Source organism: Pedobacter sp. (assembly GCF_965227205.1).
Lineage (GTDB): Bacteria > Bacteroidota > Bacteroidia > Sphingobacteriales > Sphingobacteriaceae > Pedobacter.
Genome location: NZ_OZ245727.1, coordinates 4,360,340 through 4,384,663 on the forward strand (window position 1 = coordinate 4,360,340; position 24,324 = coordinate 4,384,663).

Consider the following 24,324-nt stretch of genomic DNA (forward strand, 5'->3'; position numbering starts at 1 on the left):
TAAAAGTTAACGTTGTGAGATTCTTGAGTGTAAATTGAAAAAGAACATTCAATAAATATTGACAATTGCATCCGCATATTTCGATATGTTTTTACAATTTGTGTTCTATTTAAAAATTCCGTTAAAACTGTGTTAAGGTTCTTCTACAATTACATCAGATTTAGGCTCGATAATCTCCCCATTTTCCCATATATTCCTAATAAGTGGCCGATTCATATTCCAATAATAGATATATATTAAATCATTATCTTGAGAATATCTAACGAGGTCGCGGGGGTGTACTTTCAAGTGCTTGACATTTGTTTTGGATGATTCTTTATAGAATACTAGGTTATAATGCATTATTCCTTTGGGTATTTTGGAAATAAATGTATTTACGAAGCTGTCAATTTGGTGTTCAGATTTGTTTTTACTTTGATAATTTTGCACAACATAATGAACTCCTCGCATAGAATCTTTGCTACCAAACTTCCCTTCAATTTCTTTAGCATAGTCAAATTGCTTCAGCGTGATAAATTTTAACTTGTGAATTCGGGTAGTGCATGAAAATATTGGAAAACTTAATATGAAGATTGCAATGATTATTCTTTTCATAACATTATTATAATTGACCTGCTAATCTTGATTTAACTATTACTATCGCTTCAAAGGACTTAAACCCTTTTTGATATTATAATATCCAGTATGCTGGAAACCCCAACAGAGCATATTAGCAAATTAATATACCAGGCATTGCTGGTAAAAAAAATGGTAGTGAACGGTCGAAGTAACAATTGATGCACAATCGGCGTACAAAAAGACTAGAGTTATCGAATTCTAGTGTTAATTTTTTCATCGATTGAGAGGTTAAATGGTTTATCTAACTTAAAAATTTTTATTAAAAAACCATAAAACAGTAAAGGATTTAATAACTATAAAAACATAATTGAGAATAAACGGTTAATATAATAGCGCTTTACAATAAATGTTAAACTAAAATTTTTAACCATGAAAAATGTAAATACACCAAAGAATAACCCTACAGTTCAGGGAAGTTCTATTGCCGACAGGGCAAACCACGATGTTAAAATTGATAAGAAAATTCAAGGTATAACAAATGGCGGCGGTCAACGTTCAGATCAAACCTCGAATAAAGATGACCAGCGTAAATACGACAATAAAAAATAGTTACGATGGAAGATGGAAAATGTAAGATGAGCTAAGAGTTCTATTCTACATTTTCCATCCTTACACTTTCTCCTTCACATCATCCGTCTTCCCTCTTACATTTTCCATACCTAAGATGGCTCATTAGCCAAAGCTATAATATCTTTGCCCTCCAATGTTTTTCGCTCATTGTTATGGCTTAATGTATTAATCATCGCATCTCCAAGTTCCATCATTGTGCAAAATCCATTTGAGAAAAACTTTCTTCCGATAGGAAACATCCAGTTTACATATTTATAAAATTTGTGGGCAAACTTTTGTCCTTCAATTGGTTTTATAAAACCTGGTCTGAAATTAAAAACCTGCTCAAACGGAAGTTTCATTAAATCATTTTCAGTTTTACCCTTTACTTTTTGCCAATTTAATTTGCCGTCTGAATTGGTTCCACTGCCAGCAACATAACAAAAGGTCATATCACTATTCAACTTTGATAATATTTCAGCAATATGTAAGGTTAAAGTGTAAGTCATTTTGTAATAAGTATCATTATCAGCACCTACAGAAGTAATTCCTAGGCAAAAGAAACAGGCATTATATCCCTTAAGCTGTTCCTCAATTGGTGTAAAATCTAAAAAATCTTTATGGATAATTTCTTTAAGCTTAGCATGAGTGTAACCACAAGGTTTACGGTTAATCACTAAAACCGAATCAATTTCAGGACTATTTAAACACCTTATTAAAACACCTTCGCCAACCATTCCGGTGCTTCCGGTTATAATTACATTATTTACTGATCTCGTTTTTCCCATGGTAATTTTATTAACATCAACCTCTAAAGTTAATCTTTGTTTTGCTTCAACTTTGTTGTAAATAAAAAAGGATAGCTTTTGGGCTATCCTTTGTGTAAATTATCTTGTCGGACCTTTCATTTGGTAATCTTTTGGCGGTTCTGCATTCAAAAGATTCTGAACAAAATAATCCCATCTTCTTCTCATCATATATGGCGAATAAGCACCAAAACCGTGGGCACTGTTCGGGAAAATAACCAAATCGAAAGATTTGTTTGCTTTTTCAAGTGCTTCTACCACTAACAAAGTATTGTAAGGCGGAACGTTATCATCCATCATACCATGCACAAGCATTAGTTTGCCTTTTAAATTCTTAGCATAATTTTGATTTGCCTGTGCTTCGTAGTCAGCGTTTTCAACTAAACCATTGTATCGCTCGCCCCAATCGTCCTCGTAATTTCTATTGTCGTGGTTTCCTGATTCAGAAATACCAACTTTGAAAAAATCGGGATAACGAAACATTGCTGCAGCAGTTGCGAAACCACCACCTGAATGTCCCCAAATTCCAACTTTCGTTGTATCAATCGGATATTTTGCTGCAAGTTGTTTAATTGCCGTGATCTGGTCAGGAAGTGTATTTTCTGCCATATTTCCATAACTCATATCGTGGAAACTTTTAGAGCGATCTGGATTGCTTGTACCTTCAATTACTACCACAATAAAACCTAATTCGGCTAAAGCCTGGTTATCACCACGGGATGCTGCGAAAGCCCAGCTACCAACACTTCCGCCCTGCGGACCAGGATAAATGTAATCGATAACCGGATATTTTTTTCCAGTTTCCATTTTAGTTGGCGTGAAAACTAAACCGTAAATATCAGTTTTACCATCATGCGCCTTTACGGTAATTGGAGTAGGAGCTTTCCAGCCCGTTGCAGCCAGTCTTGTTACATCTGTTTTTTCTAAAGTGCTAATAAGCTTACCATTTAAATCTCTTAAAACAGTAACGGATGGAACGTTTGGTTGAGAATAAGTATCTAAAATATAATTTCCTGATGGAGAAAAACTAATAACATGATTTCCTTCTTCTGGTGTTAGCGAAACTAATTTTTTACCATCAAATCCAATTTTATAAAGATGTGTGAAATATGGATTTCCAGGTTCTTTGCCATTTCCTACGAAGTAAATTGTACGGGTTTTCTCATCAACTTTTACAACTCTTGCAACAACAAATTCACCTTTTGTAATTTGGTTTTTAACTTTTCCGGTTGTTGAATCGTATAAATAAAGATGCCCCCAGTTATCTCTTTCTGAATACCAGATAATTTCTTTCGATGCAGGTAAATACCTCCAGTTTATTGCGCCTTGACCAGATTCGTATTGCGTTTTAACTACTTCCTCAAAAACCTCACGCACTGCACCAGTTGTTGCATTTGCAATGCGAAATTTTTCAATTTTATGGTCTCTTGATGTTGAAACAAAAGCCACTTCAGAACCATCTGCTTTCCAATCAATATCATCAAAAGTGCCACTACTCGAAATGTCATCGCTCAAAGTAGCACGATGTGGATCTGGCGCAACATTTAACGAAATTACTTTTGGCTGCTCAACATCAATAATTACACGTCTTATTGTTGGTATTTCTTTATCGCCAGGTAAAGGATATTTCCACGCTTCTAATTTTGGAGAACCAACATTTGTGGTCACCAAATACATGTCTTTTGTATTGCGTTGATCTTGTTGAAAAGTTGCAATTTTCTTCGAATCAGGCGACCAGCGAAGTATTGCACCTTCGCTGTGTTTCCAGCCTGCGTTGTCTGTTGCATAGCCGTAATCTTTAATGCCATCGGTTGTTAATTGTGTTAATTTACCCGAAGCAACATCTTTAACATATAAGTTATAATCTTTAATTAAGATTGATTTTTTTCCATCCGGTGATAAGACTTCTCCTCTTCCTCTGCGTGGAGTTTGAGGCGAATTGCTTGATTTATAATCTGTTGTTAGGGTTTTTGTTTTTGTTGAAGGATTGACTAGATAAGTTTTTTCTTCGCCATTAAACTTTACAGAATACCAGAATTTATCGCCATCCAGCCAGTTTGGTCTAACATTACCACCATCGATAAATTTTTCTGTGTTGTAACTCATAAAACTTTCAGCACGTTCATAATCCTGAACGGTAAAAGCATTTTTTTGCTGTGCCTGAGCCGAAATAGCCATTGCCACAGCAGTTACGCTTAATAAATACTTATTCATTTTTTGTTTGTTCTTTGCGATAAAATTAAAACTGTTTTAGCATTTGATATTAATTTATCAATAATAATACAAAATCTGATATCCGAGTAGCTCTGAATTGAATATTGATAATTTTTAGCCTTTAAAGATTAGTCATTTGATGGCTATTTCATATCCTTAAGCTATTGCTTATTGCTTGGGGGTTGCTTGCATATCCCTTAAAACGCAGTTTTAATATACTACTATGGGAGTATCCTCGGATAGCTAAGCAATAGCAATCGGAGCAGCCATAGGTAAAGCTAGTCGGAAAGGTGCACTGCTGAGCACTTTTAATTTTAGGAGCGGAGAGGGCGGGATTCGAACCCGCGGTACCTTGCAGTACACACGCTTTCCAAGCGTGCTCGATCGACCACTCTGACACCTCTCCGAATGGAAAGCAAAAGTATATTTTTTATTCAAAAAAAATGCTTCCAAAGCTAATTGGAAGCATTTAATATTTCTTTGTTGTTGAAATTAATCAATAACAGTAATTTTTAACATATTGGTTTTGCCTTTTGCTTCCATAGGGATAGCTGCAGTGTTGATAACAATATCACCTTGTTTAACCAATTTTTTACTTTTTAAGAATTCGTTAACCTCAATAATGGTGTTATCTGTACTTTCCCACTTATCGTAGTAGAAACCTCTTACACCCCATAATAAACTCACTGCGTTTAATAAGGCACGGTTACTTGTAAAAATAAAAGTTAAAGCTTCCGGACGGTGACTAGAAATTTCAAAAGCTGTATAACCACTTAAAGTCATAGAAACAATACCAACTGCGTTAGTTTGTTTAGCTAAGAAACAAGCTGAATCGCAAATCGCATCACTTAAAAATGATGGAGATTTTGGTTTTAAAAACTTATCAGGATTGAATGGGTAGTTATTTTCTTCAATGTTTTGAATGATTTTTTGCATCGTTTCGATAACAATCAGCGGGAATTCACCTACCGAAGTTTCTCCACTTAGCATTACCGCATCAGCACCATCTAAAACAGAGTTAGCCACATCATTAACCTCAGCACGAGTTGGGCGAGGTGTAGTAATCATGCTTTCTAACATTTGAGTAGCCACAATTACTGGTTTTGAAGCTGCTCTACATTTTGCTACAATCATTTTTTGTAACAAAGGCACTTCTTCCATCGGACATTCAACACCCAAATCTCCACGGGCAACCATAATACCGTCAGTAACTGCAATAATTTCATCAATATTTGCAATCGCTTCCGGTTTCTCAATTTTTGCAATTACACGGGCAGTTTTACCACGCTCTGCAATAATTTTTTTAAGCTCGATAATATCCTCAGCCTTACGAACGAAAGATAGACCTATCCACTCTACATCATTCTCTAAAACAAATTCAAGGTTTTCTCTATCTTCTGGAGTTAAAGATGGGATTGAAACTTTTGTATTTGGAAGGTTTACACCTTTTCTAGAAGTTAAAATACCGCCGTGAACAATTTCACAAACTACTTCATCTTTCAAATTTGTAGAAAGAACTTTCATTTGCAATTTTCCATCATCCAAAAGGATAATTTCTCCTGCCTGAACATCCTGAGGGAAGTTCTGATAAGTAATGTAAATGCGTTCTTCGTTACCAACACACTCCTGCGTAGTAATAATTGTCGTTTTTCCGTTAATAAGGTTTATTCCACCTTCTTTAACTAAACCAATACGGATTTTTGGGCCTTGTAAATCGGCTAAAATTCCAACATTGTAATCGTATTTTTTATTCAAATCGCGGATTGTATCCAATACCGCCTGGTGATCTGCTTGTGAACCGTGTGAGAAATTTAAACGACAAACATCCAAACCTGCATTAAACATGCTATATAATACATCTGGTTTAGCTGAAGCGGGGCCGAGTGTGGCTACAATTTTTGTTCTGGAATGAAAAGGTTTCATTTAATTATTTGATTTAGCAATGCAGTTTGTGTTTCTAATTAATTATCTAAATTAACTAAACCGCATTAATTTTTATATATATTTTGTTTTGTACAGTTTTATTATAACCCTCAAATATAGTGTAATTAATACACCAAGTATATAATTTTTATATTACCAAATTCTCTTTCGATTTTAATTTAGTTGGGTCTATTTTTGCAGCTACCTGAATATCAGGCAGTTTATTTAATCCGGTTAATAAATAATTCAAATCTTCCTTATCAATAAATTCCTTAATTATTATAAAAAAATCAACATTATTCATTTCTGGAACCAACACACCATCACTACTTTTATTGCTAATTAAGTAATATTCTACCTCTCCTTGCTCAACAAAAAAGTAATATTTAGAGAAATACCACGCTGGTTCGTCAATGTTAAAAAATATTTCGTGGTCATCTATTTTTTCAAAATGAGTATTTAAACGCGTATTAATTTTGTGGCATAATACATAGTCTTTTAGTGGTGCAGTTATCGCAATTAGTATGAAATCAAGGTCTAAGGTTAATTTTAGGTAAGTTTTGTTCAAAACGAAATAAATTATTTACAGAACGAAATTAAAAAACTAATTCTATATTCGCTTGTTATTTGAGAGCCAAAATTATGTCTCGAAATAAAAACATTTGAAAATTGTAAGAATTTATTTTTCTTTGCACAGAATTATTTAACCATTAAATTATAAAATTATGTCTGATATTGCTTCAAGAGTTAAGGCTATTATCGTAGAAAAACTAGGTGTTGACGAAAGCGAAGTTACGCCAGAGGCTTCATTCACCAACGATTTAGGTGCAGATTCTTTAGATACCGTAGAGTTAATTATGGAATTTGAAAAAGAATTCAATGTAGCTATTCCTGATGATCAGGCTGAAACCATCGGTACAGTTGGTCAAGCGATTGCTTATTTGGAAAAAAACGTTAAATAGAATTACGCTTTTTCAGTATAAATGGAATTAAAAAGAGTAGTAGTAACAGGGTTGGGTGCGCTCACTCCTATAGGCAATAATGTTCCCGATTTTTGGGAAGGATTGACTAACGGGGTGAGTGGCGCTGCTCCTATTAAGGGTTTTGATACTGAAAAGTTTAAAACCAAATTCGCATGCGAGGTAAAAAACTTTAATCCGGAAGATTTTTTGGAGAAAAAGGAAGCCCGCAAGCTAGATCCGTTTGTACAGTATGCCCTTGTAGCAACTGAAGAGGCCGTTAAGGATGGAGGTTTCGATTTCGAGAAATTGGATACCAACCGTATTGGTGTTATTTGGGGCGCAGGCATCGGTGGATTGAAAACTTTTTTAGATGAAATTTCGAATTTCGCTAAAGGAGATGGTACGCCAAGATACAATCCATTTTTTATCCCTAAAATGATTGTAGATATTGCTCCAGGGCATATCTCTATCAAATATGGCTTACGTGGGCCAAATTTTGCAACTGTTTCGGCATGTGCTTCTTCTACAAACGCAATGATTGATGCATTTAACTATATCCGTTTGGGTATGGCCGATGTGATTATTAGCGGTGGTTCTGAAGCAATTATTAACGAAGCAGGAATGGGTGGTTTCAACGCCATGCATGCATTATCTACACGTAATGATGATCCTAAAACCGCTTCACGTCCGTTCGATAAAGATCGTGATGGTTTTGTTGCCGGTGAAGGCGCAGGAACAATTATTTTGGAAGAACTTGAACACGCTAAAGCAAGAGGTGCAAAAATTTATGCAGAACTTGTAGGTGGTGGAATGAGTGCTGATGCAAATCACATTACTGCTCCACACCCTGAAGGTTTAGGTGCCAAAATGGTAATGTCTAATGCGATGAAGGATGCAGGTTTAACAACTGCAGATATTGATTACATTAACGTTCACGGTACTTCTACTCCGCTTGGAGATATTAGTGAAACCAAGGCTATTGGTGATTTATTTGGTGAAGATGCTTACAGGTTAAACATTAGTTCTACTAAATCAATGACTGGGCATTTACTTGGAGCTGCTGGCGCTATCGAATCAATTGCTGCAATTCTTGCTGTAAAAAATGATATTGTTCCTCCAACAATTAATCACTTTACAGATGATCCGCAGTTCGATCCGAAATTAAATTTTACATTTAATAAAGCTCAAAAAAGAACAGTTAGAGCAGCGTTAAGTAATACTTTTGGTTTCGGTGGTCACAATGCTTCAGTAATTTTCAAAAAGTACGAGGAATAATTTCATCAGCCCTGCTATATAATTTTGTATGCTAATTAAAAATAGATAACTTAGTTAAATATGCTGATTAGCCGTTAATTGTGTTATTTATTTAATGCCGATATTAAAATTATATAAACTTTACATCTCTCCTGAAAGGGAATTTGTTAAAAAGCTAAAGAATATTCTTGGGTTTATACCAGGTAATGTAGCGCTTTATAAAATGGCGTTCAGGCATCGTTCTGTGGCTAAAGTTTTAAAAAACGGAAGTAGAAGCAGTAACGAAAGATTAGAATTTTTAGGCGATGCAGTTTTAGGCTCAGTAATAGCCGAACTGCTCTTTAAGCATTACCCGTATAAGGAAGAAGGTTTTTTAACCGAAATGCGTTCTAAAATTGTAAATCGTGCTAACCTAAACCAGCTGGCGAAAAAGATGGGCTTTGATAAGTTAATCCAATTTGATCAACGTTCTGTTAGTATTCAAACCAAGCATAATTCTATGTTAGGCGATGCTTTCGAAGCTATTATCGGTGCAATTTACATGGATAAGGGCTACAATTTCACTAAAGAATTTCTGCTTCGCAGGATTGTAAAACCTCACATCGATATTCATACACTTGAGTTAACGGAAACGAATTTCAAAAGTAAACTTATTGAATGGTGCCAAAGACACGGTAAGGATATTATGTTCGAACTGGTTGAGAATGGTGAAGGTGAAAGCAATAAATTGTTTACAATTAGTGCAGTTGTTGAAGGCGAAAAAGTTGGAACTGGTAGGGATTACAATAAGAAGAACGCTGAAAAACTTGCTGCGGAAAAAGCTTGTGAGGCGCTTTCGATTTAGAGTTTTGGTTAACTGTTTGAAGTGATTAACTGGTTAACTGTTCAATTGCTTTTTAAATATTGTTCGACTAAATGACAACCAAACAAGCGCTCATAGGGTTTTATCGGTTTAATAATTTAAATCTTACTGCAGATTTTGAATCGCATTGCGTAAGAGTTTATATTGGTTGCATTTTAGCTCCTGTTCCAAATATAAAGGCAAGAAAAAAGTATCTGAAATTTCATGATCTTCATCATATTATGACAGAATATGGAATTGATAGAGTTGGTGAAAGCGAAATTAGTGCTTGGGAATTGGGTTCGAGAAGTTGTAGAAAGCCATTAATATCCATAATGAATCTTTTTGCATTGTCTACAGGCTTTGTTCTTAAGCCTAAAAGGGTAATCGACGCGTTTTATAGTGGGTGCCGAAGTAAAAATTTGTACTATCTTTCAAATTCTATGGAAGATGCTGAAATTGATAGCCTAAACTTGGTTGATGTCAAGAACAGTCACTTCGAAATAAAATCGACCATTAAATTCAAATGGTTGCGACAAATTGAATTCGCAGGTTATATATTTTTTTCAATGATTATTCACGTTTTTATGCTTGTAGCTGGAAAAACGCTAATCATAGCAGAGTGGATTAAGAATAAGCTTGTAGAAAAGTCTGGTTCGAAAAAATAGAGTAACTGCTTTATTGTTTACTATTTCCCTTTTCCTAAAGTATCAGTAAATTTCTTCGATGATTCTTTAATGTATTTAATGTAATCGTAACTGTTCCAGTATTGTGCTTTTTGAAATTCCGGGCGATAATCAATCATAAACTTTTCTAAAGTATCACCTCTTAATTCTGTGTTGTTTTTAATAATTGATGGATTAAAATAAACATCAATTTGCGATTGCTTTATCTCGTTATCTGCATATCTGCCAAACCGTCTTGCATTTTTTGGTTCTTTACCAAATAAGTTATAGAGTGCATTTAGTGGTTGAAATACAGCAGAAAGAAATGATGATTTTCCGCCATTATAAACGCCCTTGTTTTGGAATTCTTGTTTAATTTCTGATAAGTCTTGCTTTTTTGTATTGCCGTAAATGGTTACATCATTTAAAGCCGTACTTCCTCTTATCAAATAAATTAAAATATCTTGTTGACCGTGAATGATTATTCGTTGATCGTTTAAATAAGTTTTACCGATTAGAAGTGTATCACCAACGGCTGCTTTAATTTGAAACATGCCCAAATCATTACTGGTAACACCAATTTTGGTGCGTAAATTGGTGATATTGGCAAGCGCAACCCTAACATTTGCTCCCTTTTCAAATACAACACCTTTTACAATAAAATCCTGAGCTTTTAGTGATGTATTTAAGCAGAAAATAATGGCAGGTAAAAGGAGATAAAAGTATTTGTTGAGTTTCATTCGGTGCGATATTTCTTGTAAAATTAACAATTGTTGCTTAAGTAAACTGTTAAAAAAACGTTAATAAGGGTAATAATGTTTGTATTGTTGTTTTATTGAAGCATCTTATAGTACAGTTCAATGGCTGAAAATTAAAACTCCAAACTTATTTTTCTATCTTTGCGCATGATAAAATCCATGACAGGATACGGACTGGCAACAGCCGATTATGCAAATGCTAAGTATAGTGTCGAAATCAAATCGCTCAACAGTAAATTTCTTGAGCTGAATTTAAAATATCCAAAAGCTTTTTCTGATAAAGAATTGATTCTACGCAATATCTGTAGTAAAGATATCGAACGTGGAAAAGTTAGTTTAAGCATTACTGTTGATAGAAATTTAGGTGAAGTTACCGGAGCAAATATCAATACTGCCTTGCTTGCACATTACTATAACCAATTATTGGCTGTTAATAATGAGTTACAAGCAAATAGCAATAACTTATTACAAACTGCTTTAACCTTTCCTGAGGTAATTAGCTACAAGGAAGAAAGTGTTAGTGAGGATGAGTGGAATGAATTATATAAAATCTTTAGTGAGGCCTTAGTTAATTTCAACAAGTTTAGAACAGATGAAGGCGCTGTTTTAAAAGCAGATTTAGAGTTAAGAATCAAAAATATTCTTTCTTATTTTAAATCGGTTGAAGAACTTGAGCCTAAAAGAATTACGGCCATCCGTGATAAATTTTCTCAATTTTTAGATGAGGCTGTTGGGAAGATTAATATTGACCAAAATCGCTTTGAGCAGGAGTTAATTTACTACATCGATAAAATCGATATTACTGAAGAAAAAACTCGTTTAAAAAGCCACTGTGATTACTTTCTTCAAACTTTAGGAAGCAAAGAGGCAAATGGTAAAAAATTAGGCTTCATCTCTCAGGAAATTGGTCGTGAGATTAATACAATGGGTGCAAAAGCAAATGATGCGCAAATGCAGCAGTTTGTTGTGGGCATGAAAGAGGAATTAGAAAAGATTAAAGAACAATTATTAAATGTATTGTAGGGTTTAAAAGTTGAAATGTTGCAACGTTTCAACTTTCTAACTTTACAACTTCAGTCATAAGTATGCAAGGCAAATTAATTATATTTTCAGCACCATCGGGAGCAGGTAAAACCACAATAGTACATCATTTACTTAAAAAATTTCCTGAGCTGAGTTTCTCCATTTCAGCTACAACCCGCGAATCAAGAGGTGCGGAACAGCATGAAAATGATTATTATTTCATTTCAAAAGAAGAGTTTTTGCATAAAGTTGCTCATCAGGAATTTGTAGAGTTTGAAGAAGTTTACAATGGAACTTTTTACGGAACCTTACGTTCGGAAATTGACCGCATTTGGAACGATGGCAAGCAAGTAATTTTTGATATTGATGTAGAAGGCGGACTTCGTTTAAAAAGAAAATATGAAGAAGATGCTTTAGCCATTTTTGTTCAGCCACCATCATTAGAAGTATTAAAAGAACGTTTAAGCGGCCGCGGAACTGATAGCGCTGAAAAGCTTCAGGAACGTTTTATAAAAGCAGAAAAGGAATTGCTTTATGCAGATAAATTTGATGTGATTTTAAAAAATTACGATTTAGAAATCGCTTGCGCAGAGGCTGAAAAACTGGTTGGCGATTTTTTGAATAAATAGTTTGACGTTTCAAATAAACTCAAAGCCTAAAAAATGAAAATCGGTCTTTTCTTTGGTTCTTACAATCCAATACACACCGGTCATTTAATTATAGCAAATTACATGGCAAACCATACTAATTTAGATGAAGTATGGTTTGTTCTATCTCCACATAATCCATTAAAAGAGAAAAGTGGCTTAGCCAATATGTACGACAGATTGGAAATGGCTACTTTAGCAACCGAGAGTGCTGTAAATATTCGCGTGAGCAATATTGAGTTTAACTTGCCACAACCATCATACACAATTGATACATTAACGCATTTACATGAGCGTTATCCTAATAATCAATTCGTTTTAATTATGGGTGCCGATAATTTGGTATCCTTTAAAAAATGGAAAAATTATGAGGTTTTGTTAAAGAACTACGAGATTTATGTTTATCCTCGCCCAGGTGCAGATGTGAGTGATTGGGAAAATCATCCATCGATAACTTTTACCCAAACTCCTTTGATGGAGATTTCATCTACATTTATTAGAAAAGCAATTTCTGAAAATAAAAACGTACAGTTCTTTTTACCTGATAAGGTGATCGATTTTATCGAAGCAAAAGGAATGTACAAATAATTCTCAAAGAGATAAACTATATCTTCTGTTAGTACAACAAAAAGATAGTAGGTTTTTTATGCAAATCTATCGGCTCTTTTCGCCAGTTGTACACGCTTTGTGTTTTTATAAATTCATCATCAGCAGTTAAATTACTGGCTATGCAAAGCTGAGTATTAGGTTTACAGCTTTTTAATACCTCTTCTAACATTTGGTTGTTGCGAAAAGGCGTTTCGATAAAAATTTGAGTTTGCTTGTAACGGCTAGCCGATAAATCTAAATCTTTAATTCTTTTAGTGCGCTGTTCTTTATCAATCGGTAAATATCCCCAGAAAGCAAAACTTTGCCCGTTAAAACCAGACGCCATTAAAGCTAAAAGTATTGAACTTGGTCCAACTAAAGGAACTACTTTAATACCTCTTTTATGCGCTTCTGCAACAATATCAGCGCCTGGGTCTGCAATACCCGGACAACCCGCCTCGCTCATTAAACCCACATCTTTTCCGGCTTTAAGCTCATGGAAAAACTGATTTAAATCGTTACGGTTATGTTTGCCATAATCATGTACAAGTAAATCTTTTTGAGGGGTTTTTAAACCTGCTTCCTTTAAAAATCTTCTCGCAGTTTTGCTATTCTCAACAATATAGGTATCAATTTGATTAATCGTTTCTACCAAATATGGTGTGAAAGTTTTAGCTGCTGCTTCTTCTGCCAGCGGTACAGGGATAAGGTATAAAGTGCCATTTTGCATGGTACAAAAATACTTACAATAAATAGAATATATGTTCTAAAATTAATATAGATGGCAATATATTCTATTTTATAAACAGTGGTGTAGCAAATTTTATTCCTGATTGACTCATTTACCGCACAATTAATATTAGTTCAAACCGTTAATTATTAGTTAAATATGCCCTGCATGGCAATATTTTCAAATATTTAATAAAACTATGCATGCATATTAAACCAAATATAAAATTGGTTCTCTAATTGATACACACAGATTAGGTTATTAAATAAACACACAAATGAAAACACTGAAAACTACGGCACTTGTGCTGGGGCTTTTTTCGCTCCTTGCCGGAACCACAACCTTAGTCAGGGCGCAGGGCTATGAAGAAAATTACCAGAATGACGGTTATAATACTGGTAATGTTTCTATGCAAACTTTTTACGATGAACTTTCTCCTTATGGCACCTGGATTCAAGACCCGCAGTATGGTTATGTTTGGCGCCCAGATGTAGATCAGAACGAATTTCGCCCTTATTACACAAATGGTAGATGGGTAATGACTGAATATGGTAATACCTGGGTTTCGAATTACGATTGGGGTTGGGCACCATTTCACTATGGAAGATGGGTGATTAACAACTATAGACAGTGGATTTGGTTACCGGACACAAATTGGGGGCCAGCTTGGGTTGATTGGAGAAGTGGAGATGGATATTACGGTTGGGCACCAATGGCACCTGCAATTAGTATTAGCTTAAGTTTTGGTCGTCGTTATGTTGTGCCAGAGTTTTGCTGGAATTTTATTCCTCAAACCAATATTTACATCAATAGATTCCCGAGATACGATTACGGAAGAAATAATGTTTACATCCGCAATACAACCATCATAAACAACACTTATGTATACAACAGAAGAAGTTATTATGGTGGTCCAAGAATGGAAGATATTAGAAGAGCAACGAACAGAGATGTAAGGGTTTATCGTTTCGAACAAAGTAACAGACCTGGTGCAGGAAGAATTAATGATAGAGCGGTTTCAATCTATCGCCCAAGACCAGAACGTGGTTCAGTTGATAACAGAAGTGCTGCACCTAGAAAATTTGAGCAAGGTAATGCCGGTTTTAACAGAAATGGTAGGGGAGATACTGGTTATGCAAACCGCGACCAGAGAGATGGAAACAGAAATGATAATCGCTCTGGAGAACGAAACGATAACCGAATGACGCAGCCAAACAGAAGAGATAACGGAAATGTAGATAATCGTAGAGATAATCAACCTAATAACCGTCCTGATGTTTATAATCGTGACGCAAACGGAAGAACCGAAAGAGCGAACCAGAATTTAGGCGATGCTGAGCAAAGAAACAGGCAGACAATGGAACGTACAAGAGAACAGGGAAACCGTGATCAAGAACGTATTCAGCAAATGCAACAACGTAGCCAGCAAGAGCGAGTAAGCAGAGAACAGCAAAATACCCAGCGTAGCGAACAAATTCAGCAGCAGCGTTCGCAACAAGCTGAACAGCAACGTCAGCAAGTGGATCAGCAAAGGGCTCAAAGAAGTGAACAGATGCAACAGCAGCGTTCGGCTCAAATGGAACAACAAAGAGCACAGCGTAACGAACAAATGCAACAGCAACGTTCTCAACAAGCAGAACAGCAACGCCAGCAAATGGATCAGCAGAGAGCTCAACGTAGTGAACAGATGCAGCAACAACGCCAACAACAGCAAGAACGTTCGCAGCAAATGCAGCAACAAAGAAATGAGCAAATGCAGCAGCAGCGTCAACAACGTATAGAAAGACCTGAAACTAGACAACAAGCACCTCCGCAACAACAAAATAGAGGTGGTGGAGAAAGAAGTAGTGAAGGCGGTCGCCCTACAAGAGGTGGCAGAGGTTAAAATAAAAGTCCCGATGAAAATCGGGACTTTTTTAATTTTTATGCCTGACCAGCGGCTTCGGGTAGTGTTTTCAAATCACTTCCTCTAAAAGTAGTTTTGGCGTTGGGATGAATATTTTCAGGGTCTAAAAGAAAAGTAGATAGTCCTAATTCCAAGCCGAATTTTATCTCAGATTCCGCATCATCGCCAATTACTAAAATATCTTCGGAATTTAAATTGTGTTTTTTTATCAACGCTTCAAAAGCATCCTTTTTATTTTGGTTTGAGGTTGTAACATCAACAACATAAACCTCTTCAAAATCATCACTAATGCCTAGCATTTTAACTTTGGTGGTTTGTTTTCTCAAAAAACCTGCCGTTACAATAAATTTTCTGCCTTTTAAATTTTTAATGTAATGGTAATCTTCAGATGGATTTAACGGTGCGGTTACTTCTCCGGTTACAAGATATTTAATTGCACTATCAATAGCCGATTGTTTAAAGCCATATTTAGTTGCAACCTTTTGGAAAGGCGTTCTAAGCATTTCTGCTTTTGCTAGTTGATATTTTTCATCAGAAATTCCCAAATCTTCATTTTCTAAAACATTATAAAGTCCACCCATTAATTGTTCTTCATTAGTTTTGGTGAAATAAATGGTGTTGTCTAAATCGATAAAAAATATATTTTTCATTATGGATTGGTTTTTGTGTTATTAAAAAAATAAAAAACAGCGAGCACTAATTTATGTTTAATATTTAAAAATTAAGATTATGACAAAGGAAACAAAAATTATAGTAGGCGTATTAGCCGGAGCAGCTCTAGGTGCTACAATTGCATTAGCATTATCTTCAGATTCTAATAACGATGTTAAAAATAAGGTATCGGATTGGTTCTGCGATTTGCTAGACTCCTCAAAAGAAAAATTAGCTGATTTGGCTGGCAAAGCAAGCGGAGTTGCCGATAAAGTGAAAGATAAAATATCTGATATAAAAGCTTAAAAATAATTGGAGATGCCGGATAATTCCGGCATTTTTATTCAATTATAATTTCTAACCATCGATAAATGAAAATTGCCTTTCATGGTGCTGCCCGAACAGTTACGGGTAGTAAACACCTTATTACGCTCAAAAATAACACTCAAATATTATTAGATTGTGGCCTTTTTCAAGGCATGGGACACGTTACTGATAAGCTAAATGGCTTTTTTGGTTTCGACCCAAAGAAAATAACCTATCTGGTTTTATCTCACGCACATATAGATCATTGTGGATTACTGCCACGTTTAGTTGCCGAAGGCTTTGATGGTAAAATCTTTTGCACGGCCGCAACTATGGATTTAGCAAGAATTTTAATGATGGATTCTGCAAAAATACAGATGCAGGATGCGGAATTTTCTAACCGCCATTTAAAGCCAGGACAAGAAAAAGAAGAACCACTTTACACTGATGAAGATGTGACCAAAGCAGTGGGGCTGATGAAAATTGTGGATTATGAGGAGGATTTTGAAATACAGCCTGATATTCGTTTAAAATTTACAGATGCTGGTCACATTTTAGGAAGTGCCGCCGTTCATTTAACCATAACCGAAGATGGTAAATCAACAAGAATTACATTTAGTGGTGATGTTGGAAGATATGGCGATTTATTGCTGAAAAGTCCGCAACAGTTTAGCCAAGCTGATTATATTTTAATGGAATCTACCTATGGCGATTCTTTGCACAAAGATTTAGAGCCTATTGAAGATATGCTTTACGAGGTAATAAACAATACTTGTAAGGTGAAAAAAGGCAAAGTTATTATTCCTGCGTTTAGCGTTGGGCGTACACAAGAACTTTTATATGCTTTAAACAGTATGGAATTAAAGCATAAACTGCCCGATGTTCAGTATTATGTTGATAGTCCTTTATCATCAAAAGCCACTGAAATTTTAAAAAATCATCCTGAAGTTTACAATAACGGAGTTAAAGAGATTTTAAAAATCGACCATGATATTTTTGCCTTTAAAGGTTTGCGTTTTATCGAAAGTGTAGAAGAATCAAAGGCTTTAAATGCTGATCCACGACCGTGTGTAATTATTTCTTCATCAGGAATGGCAGAAGCTGGACGTGTAAAGCACCACATCAGAAATAACATCAGCAACTCTAAAAATACAATTCTAATGGTTGGTTATTGTGAGCCATCATCGTTAGGGGGCCGCTTAATTGCCGGACAAAAAGTTGTAGAAATTTTTAATGATGAGTACGATGTTAAAGCAGAAGTAAAATCGATTAAATCGATGAGTGCCCATGGAGATTACGAAGATTTACTACAGTTTTTATCTGGTCAGGAGCCAGAAAAAGTTAAACAAATGTTTCTTGTTCATGGAGAATATGATGTGCAACAAAATTTTGCAACGAGGTTAAAAGAACATGGATTTAAGCATGTGGCCATTCCGGAGTATCATCAGGAATTTGAATTGGAATAGATTTATTTTAAGATAGTTTTTCATCACCAAAAAAGAAGCAACTTACAAATTGCTTCTTTTTTTATGCTTTAGTCTTTCAGCTTTCCTCGTTATCTTTGCCGAATGGACGTTTTTGGAAAAGCTTTAACAGATTTTTATAAAACCGGCGAAGCCGACACGCTCTGGCTGCACAATTCTTACGATGAGCCGGAAGAAATGCCTGTTGATTTTTTCTTCAGAGATGACGAAGACATGCCTGTACTCGAATTACAAGCCTTACAGATGTGTACGGGTAAAGTATTGGATATTGGAGCGGGAGTTGGTAGTCACGCTTTGGTACTGCAAGCCTTTAATGTTGATGTAACCGCAATAGATATTTCAGAAGCAGCAGTTAAAATTATGAATGATAGAGGTGTTAAAAAAGCGCTTCATCATGATATTTTTAACTACACAGAAAAGTTCGATACCATTTTAATGCTAATGAATGGAATAGGTTTAACCAGAACTTTGCCTGGCTTTAAAGATTTTTTAATTAAACTAAAATCTCTGATAAATCCCGATGGACAAGTTCTTTTTGATACATCGGATATTGCTTATTTATATGAAGATTTGCCTAAACCTCAAAACCAATATTACGGAGAGGTTTCTTATCAATATGAATATAAAGGTGAGAAAGGAAACTGGTTTAATTGGTTATATATCGACCAACAAACCATAGCCGAAATCTCAAAAGAAACCGGTTGGGTTAGCGAAATTGTTTTTGATGATGATGAAGACCAATATTTAGTTAAATTAACTTTAGCGCAATAATTTTAAAGTTACAAAGCTTTTTTAACGGCTATTTTTATTAAGACTATAGCGCTATGAGTTATTTAGAGCGTAGAAAAATCTTTGAACCTTTGGATTTTCAGGTTCAAAGATTTCCGGGCTGCATTCGAAATGGCAGAATATCTATACGTTTTTAGAATCTAAAGAAAGTATCTTTTCCGCCAACCTTTCCACCAAAGTTTTGAATATTATAGGTAAAAGTTAACATTGAATATCTGCCTAAGTTATTGTATCGCGAATCCCGTATAGAATTATCTGTAATAGTCACATACCTTCTTGTATTTGTGTTAAGGATATCATTAACAGAAAATTTAATTTGAGCCCTATCATTTTTTAAGAACAGGTATGTTAAACCGGCATTCCATATTTGAATTTTATTGTTAAATCCCGCAACTGTTTGTGTGTTGTAGTTTATACGATAAGTGGTTTCCCATACAAGCTTTTTTGGTAAGCGTATAATAAGTTCGCTATCGCTTAAATGGGTAAAATAATTAATGTTGGTGAAATAGCTGTCATCGTATCTGCTGTTATTTATGCCTAAGTTGTAGCTGGTTGATATTTCAATTTTATCATTAAGGTTAATTTTGCCACTTACACGCGGATTAAGACTTAAAATTTTTGCGTAACTGCGAATATTATTCACTTGAACTAGATTGCGGGTAAAGTTTGTATAAAAACCTGTACCCAATGTAATTTGTCTTTTGTCCTTTTTAATATCCTTACTGAAATTTAAGCCTGCATTTAACCTTATAATTCCATCAACATTGATTGGTATTGATGTTTGTAATCCATTTGCTGCAATTGTTCTAGCCATTACTACTGCATCATTATCAATACTCGCACTTCCGTATGCATTGTAATTTAAGGTGTTTTTTACATCATATTTATAAAGATTTAGGTAAACCTGATGTGTTTTTGTTGGCACTAAATTCGGATTTCCATTTTGAACATAGAGTGGATTGGTATTATTGGCCACAGGCTGAATGTAATTTACATCAGGTTCTCGAAAACTTGGAGTATAATCGATACTGAAATCCTTATAACGGATTATTGCTGATGGTGCTAAAAATGTAAAATTCTGACTAAATGAAGGATAACTTGTAAAGCTATTTTTTAGGTTTATTGTATTAAAGACCAATCCTGGTTGTATAGTTAGAAACTTTGTTGCTTTCCACCTTAAGGATGTACGATTGTTTGTTTTATAACCTTCTTGATTTACGGTTTGAGAAAGTGTTGGTACAGCAATGTCATAGGCCTGATTTGTTGGGTCTTTATAAAAAGTTGCTAAAGCATTTTCATTATCCAAGTAATTTGAATTTGTGGCAAGGGTTAGGCTTAGTTTTTTTGATAGCGTTCTGTTGAAGTTTAAACTTAAATAAGCACCTTGATTTTTGATGTTGTTATCCCTCAGCTGATCTAGTATCTGTGTAGAATTTGGATTATAAAAATTACTAATTGTATTGTTATAATAGTCGATAAAATTGTTCTTTTTGGTTAAGTTTAAAGTTGTGTTTAAACTGCCTTTGCTTTTCCTAAAATCTTTCCAATAATTTGTCGAAAGTTGATAATCAATATTATCACCAACAGTTCGCGATTCATTATAGCCGTTATTAAGTTCAACTTCATTAATATTTCTGGTTCTTGTAAGTAGCAAACCAGTGTTTCTGATATTGTTTATGGTAACAGATGGAGAAATTGTTACTTGATTCAAACTGTCGATTTTAAATTCGCCACGACCACTGATATTATGATTATATGTTTTATTCAGTTGATTCTGGTTTGTAGTTGAAAGCAAATCACCTGTTCCAAGACTCTGTCTTGAATCTATCAATGTAATATTCTCCTGATCACTTAAGCCGAAAAAGTACTTTAAATTAATTTTTGCGCCTTTTTTTGTTAACGTATTAAAATTTGCACCTGCCCCTACCGATTTTTGTATACCACTTGCCGCACCACCAAAACTTACACCATTAAGTGCATAACCGCCATCACTGTTAACCATCATAGAGTTTATCCCAGAACGTTGCATTCCTCCAATTCTCATTACATCACTAATTGAAAATCCAGGCTTGTTTACATTGTTCCCGTAACCTAAAATACTTACCTGTGTAGTATCTCTAAAGAAATTCATGATTCCACCAGCCTCAAAACGACCGTTAGGGACTCCACCACCACCATAAATTTTTCCAAAAGCACCTTGTTTTATGGCTTTCTTAAGCTTCAGGTTAATTACCTGAGGTGTATTAACGGCTAGTAAATCAGGGTCGGCTCTCTTTGCTTCCTTATCGTCCATAACTTGTATCTTATCAATAATATTAGCAGGTAAATTCTTCGTGGCGATTTGCTGATCTCCTCCAAAAAACTCTTTTCCATCTACCAAAATTTTGCTAACAGTTTTGCCGTTAACCTGTATCGAACCATCAGCTGCAATTGCTACACCGGGTAGTTTTTTCAATAAATCCTCAACAACTGCCGATGGTAAAGTTTTAAATGATTCTGCATTAAACTCAATTGTATCTTTACGAACGATAACAGGTGGTCGTTCGGCTACGATGTTTACTTCGTTTAAATCATTTGCTTTAGTAGAAAGATATATCGAACCCAAGTTGATGTTTGGGTTTTCTGCTGTTACTTCAACTTCTTTGCGATAAGTTGCATATTGCCAGGCTGTAACAACCAAACGATATTTTATGCCAACTTGAAGGTTATTGATCTTAAAAATACCTTTATCATCAGATAATTTATAAGTGATTAATACACTATCGCCAACCTTATAAACTGAAACTGTTGAGTAATTCAACGTTGTTTTATGGTTAGCACTATCGGCTAAAATACCTGAAATACTGCCGTTTTTCTGAGCAAATAATACACAAGAAATTAATAAAAGAAGTACTGAGAGTAAGAGTTTCTTCATGTTCTGTTGGTTGAACTGCTTTGTTTTTTGGTCCGTTTAATTTTGTTTAGTGCTAAATAGGGTAGCCTAATTAATTTACAGACGCAATTTTTGTTAATATGTTGCACATAATTTAATATAACTAAACTTTTAGGTAAAGATAGTTCGAAGGAATGAGCATTTAAAATGAAAAGTAGAAAAATTAAAAAATAGGTTGAAATAAAAAATCCTTCTTCAATAAAATGAAGAAGGATTAAGGTTTTATTGGATGTAATATTACTTCAATTCGTTATAACTTATAATTTTAACATCTTTATTTTTAGCTAAAATTTCTTCCATTATCTTGCGGTGCGCTGCACCAACGCCTACTACAACTCTTTTAGCTTTTTTAGCTTTTGCCTGGTCGATTACGTTTTTGCACATTCCTTCATTTCTCAATGTCCATTGTGCAATCATTTCTTTAACGGTTTCGGTTGGGAAACCAGCATAGCCAAAGAATTTTTTGCCTCCATAAAAATTCCATGCATCATTAAGCTCAGCATATTTATCTGTATTCATACCTGCATATTCATCATCTTTAAATTTCTTTTCTTCTTCATCAGCATAGCTAGAATATTCTTCAATTGCCTTTATAGTCTTGGCTTCTGGTGAAAGCGCATCGGCTTTTGCTTTGGCAGATAAAATTTTAAAAATCGAATCTGTTTTGCCCCACGCAACACTCCAAGGTTCGTCATAGGTTTGGCAATCCATATTGTAAATTTGGTTTTGACCTAACTGGTAAATTAAAGGGAAGAAAATTTTGTTGTACTCGCTTCCAGGGCGAAGAATATTTAACTTTTTCAAAGAATCTGTGCCGCCAAACATTTTATCGTACGCTGCCTTTTCTTCCTTTCCGAAGTTAGGTTTCATATAATTATCCAAAACGTAAACCTGATAATCAAAATTTCCTCTATCCCAGGTTTTAGCATATTCAACGGCTAAATCCATTCTTGTTTTATGGTAATTTGGAAATGATGAAAGCGCTTTTTGATTTTTCTTAATTAAGGATGATGAATTTTTAGCAGTTTCTGGATTTAGTTTTTCAATGTAATTCACTTTCGTTTTAAAACCTTTTTTAGCCCAATTGCTATCATCCAGTTTTGCATAATCTCCTGCCGGGATGTATTCTCCAAAAACCATATCAGGCTTAAAATTTTTCAGTTTTTCGATAACTGCCTGAAAGTTCTGCGTTGATTTTGAATTGTTATGACTTGAGCCAACAATAACAATTTCTATTTGGGCTTTTGAAGTTATGGCCAGGCCAATTAAGATTAATAATGCAAGGCCTGCTTTGTGTATCTTTTTCATAAGGAATCTTGTTTTGATTTGTTGATTCAAAGATGTGCAGAAGATACAAGTAGGGATATTTAATTATCCGAACTGCCCGAAATTTTATCCCAAAGCTATTATTGATATTATGAAAGAAGACGTTTGACGTTACTCCATCAATCTTCTATTAAAGTTTATTATCAGCTTAAATAAATCATTGTATTCGGTAAGTGGTAGGTTTTTTTCTACATCAAATATATCGTGGTAGGCGCTTGGCCCACCTTGAGTGTAAAAAAAGAAAGCCGGAACACCACTTTCAGTAAAGAAATAATGGTCGCTGTTTGCTGCTTTTCCTCTCGAATTAATTTTTGAAATTAACTTTTGTTCGTTATTAATCTCATTTAGTAAAGTAAAAGCTTTCGGGTACACGCTTGCATTAACAACAGTCATTCCGTTTTCGCCTGTTCCTACTAAATCCAGGTTAATCAAAAACTTAATGTTTTTTAGTGGAATCAAAGGATTTTCTACAAAATGTTTAGACCCAAGTAAACCGGCTTCTTCAGCAGCAAAACATACAAAGGCAACTGAATAAGGTTGTGGATTTGCAGTATAATACTTCGCAAGACTTAATAAAGTTGCTACACCTGCAGCATTATCATTTGCGCCTGGAAAGTAAGTTTTTGCACCCATTCCGCCCAAGTGGTCGTAATGTGCGGTTATCATTAAAACTGAATCTGGGTATTTTGTGCCCTTTACAATTCCAACTACATTTGAAGCCTTGAAATCAGAGATAAACTTATTTTCGATATCAATTCGAATAGTTTTCGGCGTTTCTTTAAAATTGTTTTTATTAATCTGTATGCTGGTTTGGGTAGAAATCTCAGAAGCAACCGACCATGTTAATTTATCTTTTAATAAAACTTCTAAGTTGGGCAAAGCTTGAAATTTCGTACTATCTATTCTTTGTAGATTGGTTTTTTTATTTATCGATGGACTTTCATTATTAATAATGAAATCTTTTCCTGGAGTAAGTTTCTTACCATTAATCTCAACCAGCATTTTGCCGGGGAAAGTATTAACCGCAAAAGTAAAATCTTGCTTGTAGTTTTCACTAAGTGAGGATAAACCAATCTTTTTGTATTCGGATGATAGGAAATCTGCTGCTTTTGCCATTCCATCTTTTGTGTAACCTCTGCCCCAAAATGTTTTTGATGTTAAAGTTTTAACGATATTTCTAGTATAGGTTGAATCTTGAGCGAAACTATTTATCGAAATAAATAGAAGCAATGGCAGAAGTATTTTCTTAAAGGATAAAATTTGCATAAGCTAATTTAGCGAATGAAATCAAACTCAAAATAAAAGCCGTTTAAATTTACATTAAACGGTTTCAAGGGATGTGATTCTTTGCG

The 24,324-nt window shown here is 34.8% G+C and carries 23 protein-coding genes and 1 tRNA gene; 12 read left to right on the forward strand and 12 right to left on the reverse strand.

Annotation, left to right across the window (positions count from 1 at the left end; genetic code table 11):
- Positions 1 to 132: 132 nt before the first annotated feature.
- Positions 133 to 594 carry a hypothetical protein gene (locus ACO05K_RS18900; RefSeq protein WP_421945961.1) on the reverse strand — a complete coding sequence of 154 codons (462 nt, stop codon included), beginning with the start codon at positions 592 to 594 and terminating at the stop codon, positions 133 to 135.
- Positions 595 to 987: 393 nt separating this feature from the next.
- Here ACO05K_RS18900 and ACO05K_RS18905 point away from each other — a divergent pair, with 393 nt between their 5' ends.
- Positions 988 to 1,167 (forward strand): hypothetical protein, encoded by a 180-nt coding sequence (locus ACO05K_RS18905; RefSeq protein ID WP_421945962.1) that lies wholly within the window; start codon positions 988 to 990, stop codon positions 1,165 to 1,167.
- 110 nt (positions 1,168 to 1,277) lie between these two features.
- On the opposite strand, the gene ACO05K_RS18910 is transcribed toward ACO05K_RS18905, so the two are convergent.
- From ACO05K_RS18910 to ACO05K_RS18930, 5 genes are all read right to left on the reverse strand, one after another.
- A complete protein-coding gene (locus ACO05K_RS18910) occupies positions 1,278 to 1,955 on the reverse strand; it encodes an NAD-dependent epimerase/dehydratase family protein (RefSeq protein WP_421945963.1) in 678 nt (225 codons plus the stop codon).
- 99 nt (positions 1,956 to 2,054) lie between these two features.
- Positions 2,055 to 4,187, reverse strand: coding sequence for a DPP IV N-terminal domain-containing protein (locus ACO05K_RS18915; RefSeq protein WP_421945964.1), 2,133 nt, complete (start codon positions 4,185 to 4,187; stop codon positions 2,055 to 2,057).
- 321 nt (positions 4,188 to 4,508) lie between these two features.
- Positions 4,509 to 4,593, reverse strand: a tRNA-Ser gene (locus tag ACO05K_RS18920).
- A gap of 86 nt (positions 4,594 to 4,679) precedes the next feature.
- Positions 4,680 to 6,110 (reverse strand): pyruvate kinase, encoded by a 1,431-nt coding sequence (gene pyk, locus ACO05K_RS18925; RefSeq protein ID WP_421945965.1) that lies wholly within the window; start codon positions 6,108 to 6,110, stop codon positions 4,680 to 4,682.
- A gap of 148 nt (positions 6,111 to 6,258) precedes the next feature.
- A complete protein-coding gene (locus ACO05K_RS18930) occupies positions 6,259 to 6,678 on the reverse strand; it encodes an IPExxxVDY family protein (RefSeq protein WP_421945966.1) in 420 nt (139 codons plus the stop codon).
- 157 nt (positions 6,679 to 6,835) lie between these two features.
- Between ACO05K_RS18930 and ACO05K_RS18935 the strand changes: the two genes are divergently transcribed.
- The 4 genes from ACO05K_RS18935 (at position 6,836) to ACO05K_RS18950 (ending at position 9,835) form a co-directional block, all read left to right on the forward strand.
- Positions 6,836 to 7,072 (forward strand): acyl carrier protein, encoded by a 237-nt coding sequence (locus tag ACO05K_RS18935; RefSeq protein ID WP_008508386.1) that lies wholly within the window; start codon positions 6,836 to 6,838, stop codon positions 7,070 to 7,072.
- Between the two features lie 21 nt (positions 7,073 to 7,093).
- Positions 7,094 to 8,347, forward strand: a complete 1,254-nt coding sequence (fabF, locus tag ACO05K_RS18940; protein WP_421945967.1) for a beta-ketoacyl-ACP synthase II — start codon at positions 7,094 to 7,096, stop codon at positions 8,345 to 8,347.
- 94 nt (positions 8,348 to 8,441) lie between these two features.
- Positions 8,442 to 9,170 (forward strand): ribonuclease III, encoded by a 729-nt coding sequence (rnc, locus tag ACO05K_RS18945; protein ID WP_421945968.1) that lies wholly within the window; start codon positions 8,442 to 8,444, stop codon positions 9,168 to 9,170.
- 71 nt (positions 9,171 to 9,241) lie between these two features.
- Positions 9,242 to 9,835 (forward strand): hypothetical protein, encoded by a 594-nt coding sequence (locus ACO05K_RS18950; protein WP_421945969.1) that lies wholly within the window; start codon positions 9,242 to 9,244, stop codon positions 9,833 to 9,835.
- Positions 9,836 to 9,855: 20 nt separating this feature from the next.
- Here the strand turns inward: ACO05K_RS18950 and ACO05K_RS18955 are convergent, their stop codons facing one another.
- On the reverse strand, positions 9,856 to 10,572 hold the full coding sequence (locus ACO05K_RS18955; RefSeq protein WP_421945970.1) for a hypothetical protein: 717 nt from the start codon (positions 10,570 to 10,572) through the stop codon (positions 9,856 to 9,858).
- 177 nt (positions 10,573 to 10,749) lie between these two features.
- Between ACO05K_RS18955 and ACO05K_RS18960 the strand changes: the two genes are divergently transcribed.
- The 3 genes from ACO05K_RS18960 to nadD all read left to right on the forward strand — a co-directional run bounded on the left by ACO05K_RS18960 (position 10,750) and on the right by nadD (position 12,848).
- Positions 10,750 to 11,613, forward strand: a complete 864-nt coding sequence (locus ACO05K_RS18960) for a YicC/YloC family endoribonuclease (RefSeq protein ID WP_421946311.1) — start codon at positions 10,750 to 10,752, stop codon at positions 11,611 to 11,613.
- 62 nt (positions 11,614 to 11,675) lie between these two features.
- Positions 11,676 to 12,242 carry a guanylate kinase gene (gmk, locus tag ACO05K_RS18965; RefSeq protein WP_421945971.1) on the forward strand — a complete coding sequence of 189 codons (567 nt, stop codon included), beginning with the start codon at positions 11,676 to 11,678 and terminating at the stop codon, positions 12,240 to 12,242.
- A 33-nt stretch (positions 12,243 to 12,275) separates the two neighbouring features.
- A complete protein-coding gene (gene nadD, locus ACO05K_RS18970) occupies positions 12,276 to 12,848 on the forward strand; it encodes a nicotinate (nicotinamide) nucleotide adenylyltransferase (protein ID WP_421945972.1) in 573 nt (190 codons plus the stop codon).
- Positions 12,849 to 12,876: 28 nt separating this feature from the next.
- Here the strand turns inward: nadD and ACO05K_RS18975 are convergent, their stop codons facing one another.
- The gene (locus ACO05K_RS18975) at positions 12,877 to 13,578 is read right to left on the reverse strand and encodes an SAM-dependent methyltransferase (RefSeq protein ID WP_421945973.1); all 702 of its coding nucleotides are present in this window, start codon (positions 13,576 to 13,578) and stop codon (positions 12,877 to 12,879) included.
- Positions 13,579 to 13,855: 277 nt separating this feature from the next.
- On the opposite strand from ACO05K_RS18975, the gene ACO05K_RS18980 reads away from it, so the two are divergent.
- Entirely contained in the window at positions 13,856 to 15,463 is a 1,608-nt protein-coding gene (locus tag ACO05K_RS18980; protein WP_421945974.1) for a DUF6600 domain-containing protein, read from the forward strand.
- Between the two features lie 38 nt (positions 15,464 to 15,501).
- On the opposite strand, the gene ACO05K_RS18985 is transcribed toward ACO05K_RS18980, so the two are convergent.
- Positions 15,502 to 16,134: an HAD family hydrolase gene (locus ACO05K_RS18985; RefSeq protein WP_421945975.1), complete on the reverse strand. Its 633-nt coding sequence runs from the start codon at positions 16,132 to 16,134 to the stop codon at positions 15,502 to 15,504.
- Between the two features lie 79 nt (positions 16,135 to 16,213).
- Between ACO05K_RS18985 and ACO05K_RS18990 the strand changes: the two genes are divergently transcribed.
- From ACO05K_RS18990 to ACO05K_RS19000, 3 genes are all read left to right on the forward strand, one after another.
- Positions 16,214 to 16,441 carry a YtxH domain-containing protein gene (locus ACO05K_RS18990; RefSeq protein WP_421945976.1) on the forward strand — a complete coding sequence of 76 codons (228 nt, stop codon included), beginning with the start codon at positions 16,214 to 16,216 and terminating at the stop codon, positions 16,439 to 16,441.
- Positions 16,442 to 16,506: 65 nt separating this feature from the next.
- A complete protein-coding gene (locus ACO05K_RS18995) occupies positions 16,507 to 17,907 on the forward strand; it encodes an MBL fold metallo-hydrolase RNA specificity domain-containing protein (RefSeq protein ID WP_421945977.1) in 1,401 nt (466 codons plus the stop codon).
- Positions 17,908 to 18,009: 102 nt separating this feature from the next.
- The gene (locus tag ACO05K_RS19000) at positions 18,010 to 18,696 is read left to right on the forward strand and encodes a class I SAM-dependent methyltransferase (RefSeq protein ID WP_421945978.1); all 687 of its coding nucleotides are present in this window, start codon (positions 18,010 to 18,012) and stop codon (positions 18,694 to 18,696) included.
- Positions 18,697 to 18,847: 151 nt separating this feature from the next.
- On the opposite strand, the gene ACO05K_RS19005 is transcribed toward ACO05K_RS19000, so the two are convergent.
- From ACO05K_RS19005 to ACO05K_RS19015, 3 genes are all read right to left on the reverse strand, one after another.
- Complete coding sequence (locus ACO05K_RS19005) at positions 18,848 to 21,628, reverse strand: outer membrane beta-barrel protein (RefSeq protein ID WP_421945979.1); 2,781 nt, start codon at positions 21,626 to 21,628, stop codon at positions 18,848 to 18,850.
- Between the two features lie 255 nt (positions 21,629 to 21,883).
- Positions 21,884 to 22,954 carry a DUF5694 domain-containing protein gene (locus ACO05K_RS19010; RefSeq protein WP_421945980.1) on the reverse strand — a complete coding sequence of 357 codons (1,071 nt, stop codon included), beginning with the start codon at positions 22,952 to 22,954 and terminating at the stop codon, positions 21,884 to 21,886.
- Between the two features lie 129 nt (positions 22,955 to 23,083).
- Positions 23,084 to 24,238, reverse strand: coding sequence for a M28 family metallopeptidase (locus ACO05K_RS19015; RefSeq protein ID WP_421945981.1), 1,155 nt, complete (start codon positions 24,236 to 24,238; stop codon positions 23,084 to 23,086).
- Positions 24,239 to 24,324: the final 86 nt, after the last annotated feature.

What these genes read in the sequence shown, in the direction of transcription:
- ACO05K_RS18935 (WP_008508386.1), top strand. Translation starts at nt 6,836, where the DNA reads ATGTCTGATATTGCTTCAAGAGTTAAGGCTATTATCGTAGAAAAACTA.
- ACO05K_RS19010 (WP_421945980.1), bottom strand. Translation starts at nt 22,954, where the DNA reads ATGAAAAAGATACACAAAGCAGGCCTTGCATTATTAATCTTAATTGGC.
- gmk (WP_421945971.1), top strand. Translation starts at nt 11,676, where the DNA reads ATGCAAGGCAAATTAATTATATTTTCAGCACCATCGGGAGCAGGTAAA.
- ACO05K_RS19005 (WP_421945979.1), bottom strand. Translation starts at nt 21,628, where the DNA reads ATGAAGAAACTCTTACTCTCAGTACTTCTTTTATTAATTTCTTGTGTA.
- ACO05K_RS19000 (WP_421945978.1), top strand. Translation starts at nt 18,010, where the DNA reads ATGGACGTTTTTGGAAAAGCTTTAACAGATTTTTATAAAACCGGCGAA.
- ACO05K_RS18960 (WP_421946311.1), top strand. Translation starts at nt 10,750, where the DNA reads ATGACAGGATACGGACTGGCAACAGCCGATTATGCAAATGCTAAGTAT.
- pyk (WP_421945965.1), bottom strand. Translation starts at nt 6,110, where the DNA reads ATGAAACCTTTTCATTCCAGAACAAAAATTGTAGCCACACTCGGCCCC.
- ACO05K_RS18990 (WP_421945976.1), top strand. Translation starts at nt 16,214, where the DNA reads ATGACAAAGGAAACAAAAATTATAGTAGGCGTATTAGCCGGAGCAGCT.
- ACO05K_RS18950 (WP_421945969.1), top strand. Translation starts at nt 9,242, where the DNA reads ATGACAACCAAACAAGCGCTCATAGGGTTTTATCGGTTTAATAATTTA.
- ACO05K_RS18975 (WP_421945973.1), bottom strand. Translation starts at nt 13,578, where the DNA reads ATGCAAAATGGCACTTTATACCTTATCCCTGTACCGCTGGCAGAAGAA.
- ACO05K_RS19015 (WP_421945981.1), bottom strand. Translation starts at nt 24,238, where the DNA reads ATGCAAATTTTATCCTTTAAGAAAATACTTCTGCCATTGCTTCTATTT.
- rnc (WP_421945968.1), top strand. Translation starts at nt 8,442, where the DNA reads ATGCCGATATTAAAATTATATAAACTTTACATCTCTCCTGAAAGGGAA.
- ACO05K_RS18980 (WP_421945974.1), top strand. Translation starts at nt 13,856, where the DNA reads ATGAAAACACTGAAAACTACGGCACTTGTGCTGGGGCTTTTTTCGCTC.
- ACO05K_RS18910 (WP_421945963.1), bottom strand. Translation starts at nt 1,955, where the DNA reads ATGGGAAAAACGAGATCAGTAAATAATGTAATTATAACCGGAAGCACC.
- ACO05K_RS18995 (WP_421945977.1), top strand. Translation starts at nt 16,507, where the DNA reads ATGAAAATTGCCTTTCATGGTGCTGCCCGAACAGTTACGGGTAGTAAA.
- ACO05K_RS18915 (WP_421945964.1), bottom strand. Translation starts at nt 4,187, where the DNA reads ATGAATAAGTATTTATTAAGCGTAACTGCTGTGGCAATGGCTATTTCG.
- ACO05K_RS18955 (WP_421945970.1), bottom strand. Translation starts at nt 10,572, where the DNA reads ATGAAACTCAACAAATACTTTTATCTCCTTTTACCTGCCATTATTTTC.
- ACO05K_RS18985 (WP_421945975.1), bottom strand. Translation starts at nt 16,134, where the DNA reads ATGAAAAATATATTTTTTATCGATTTAGACAACACCATTTATTTCACC.
- nadD (WP_421945972.1), top strand. Translation starts at nt 12,276, where the DNA reads ATGAAAATCGGTCTTTTCTTTGGTTCTTACAATCCAATACACACCGGT.
- ACO05K_RS18905 (WP_421945962.1), top strand. Translation starts at nt 988, where the DNA reads ATGAAAAATGTAAATACACCAAAGAATAACCCTACAGTTCAGGGAAGT.
- fabF (WP_421945967.1), top strand. Translation starts at nt 7,094, where the DNA reads ATGGAATTAAAAAGAGTAGTAGTAACAGGGTTGGGTGCGCTCACTCCT.
- ACO05K_RS18900 (WP_421945961.1), bottom strand. Translation starts at nt 594, where the DNA reads ATGAAAAGAATAATCATTGCAATCTTCATATTAAGTTTTCCAATATTT.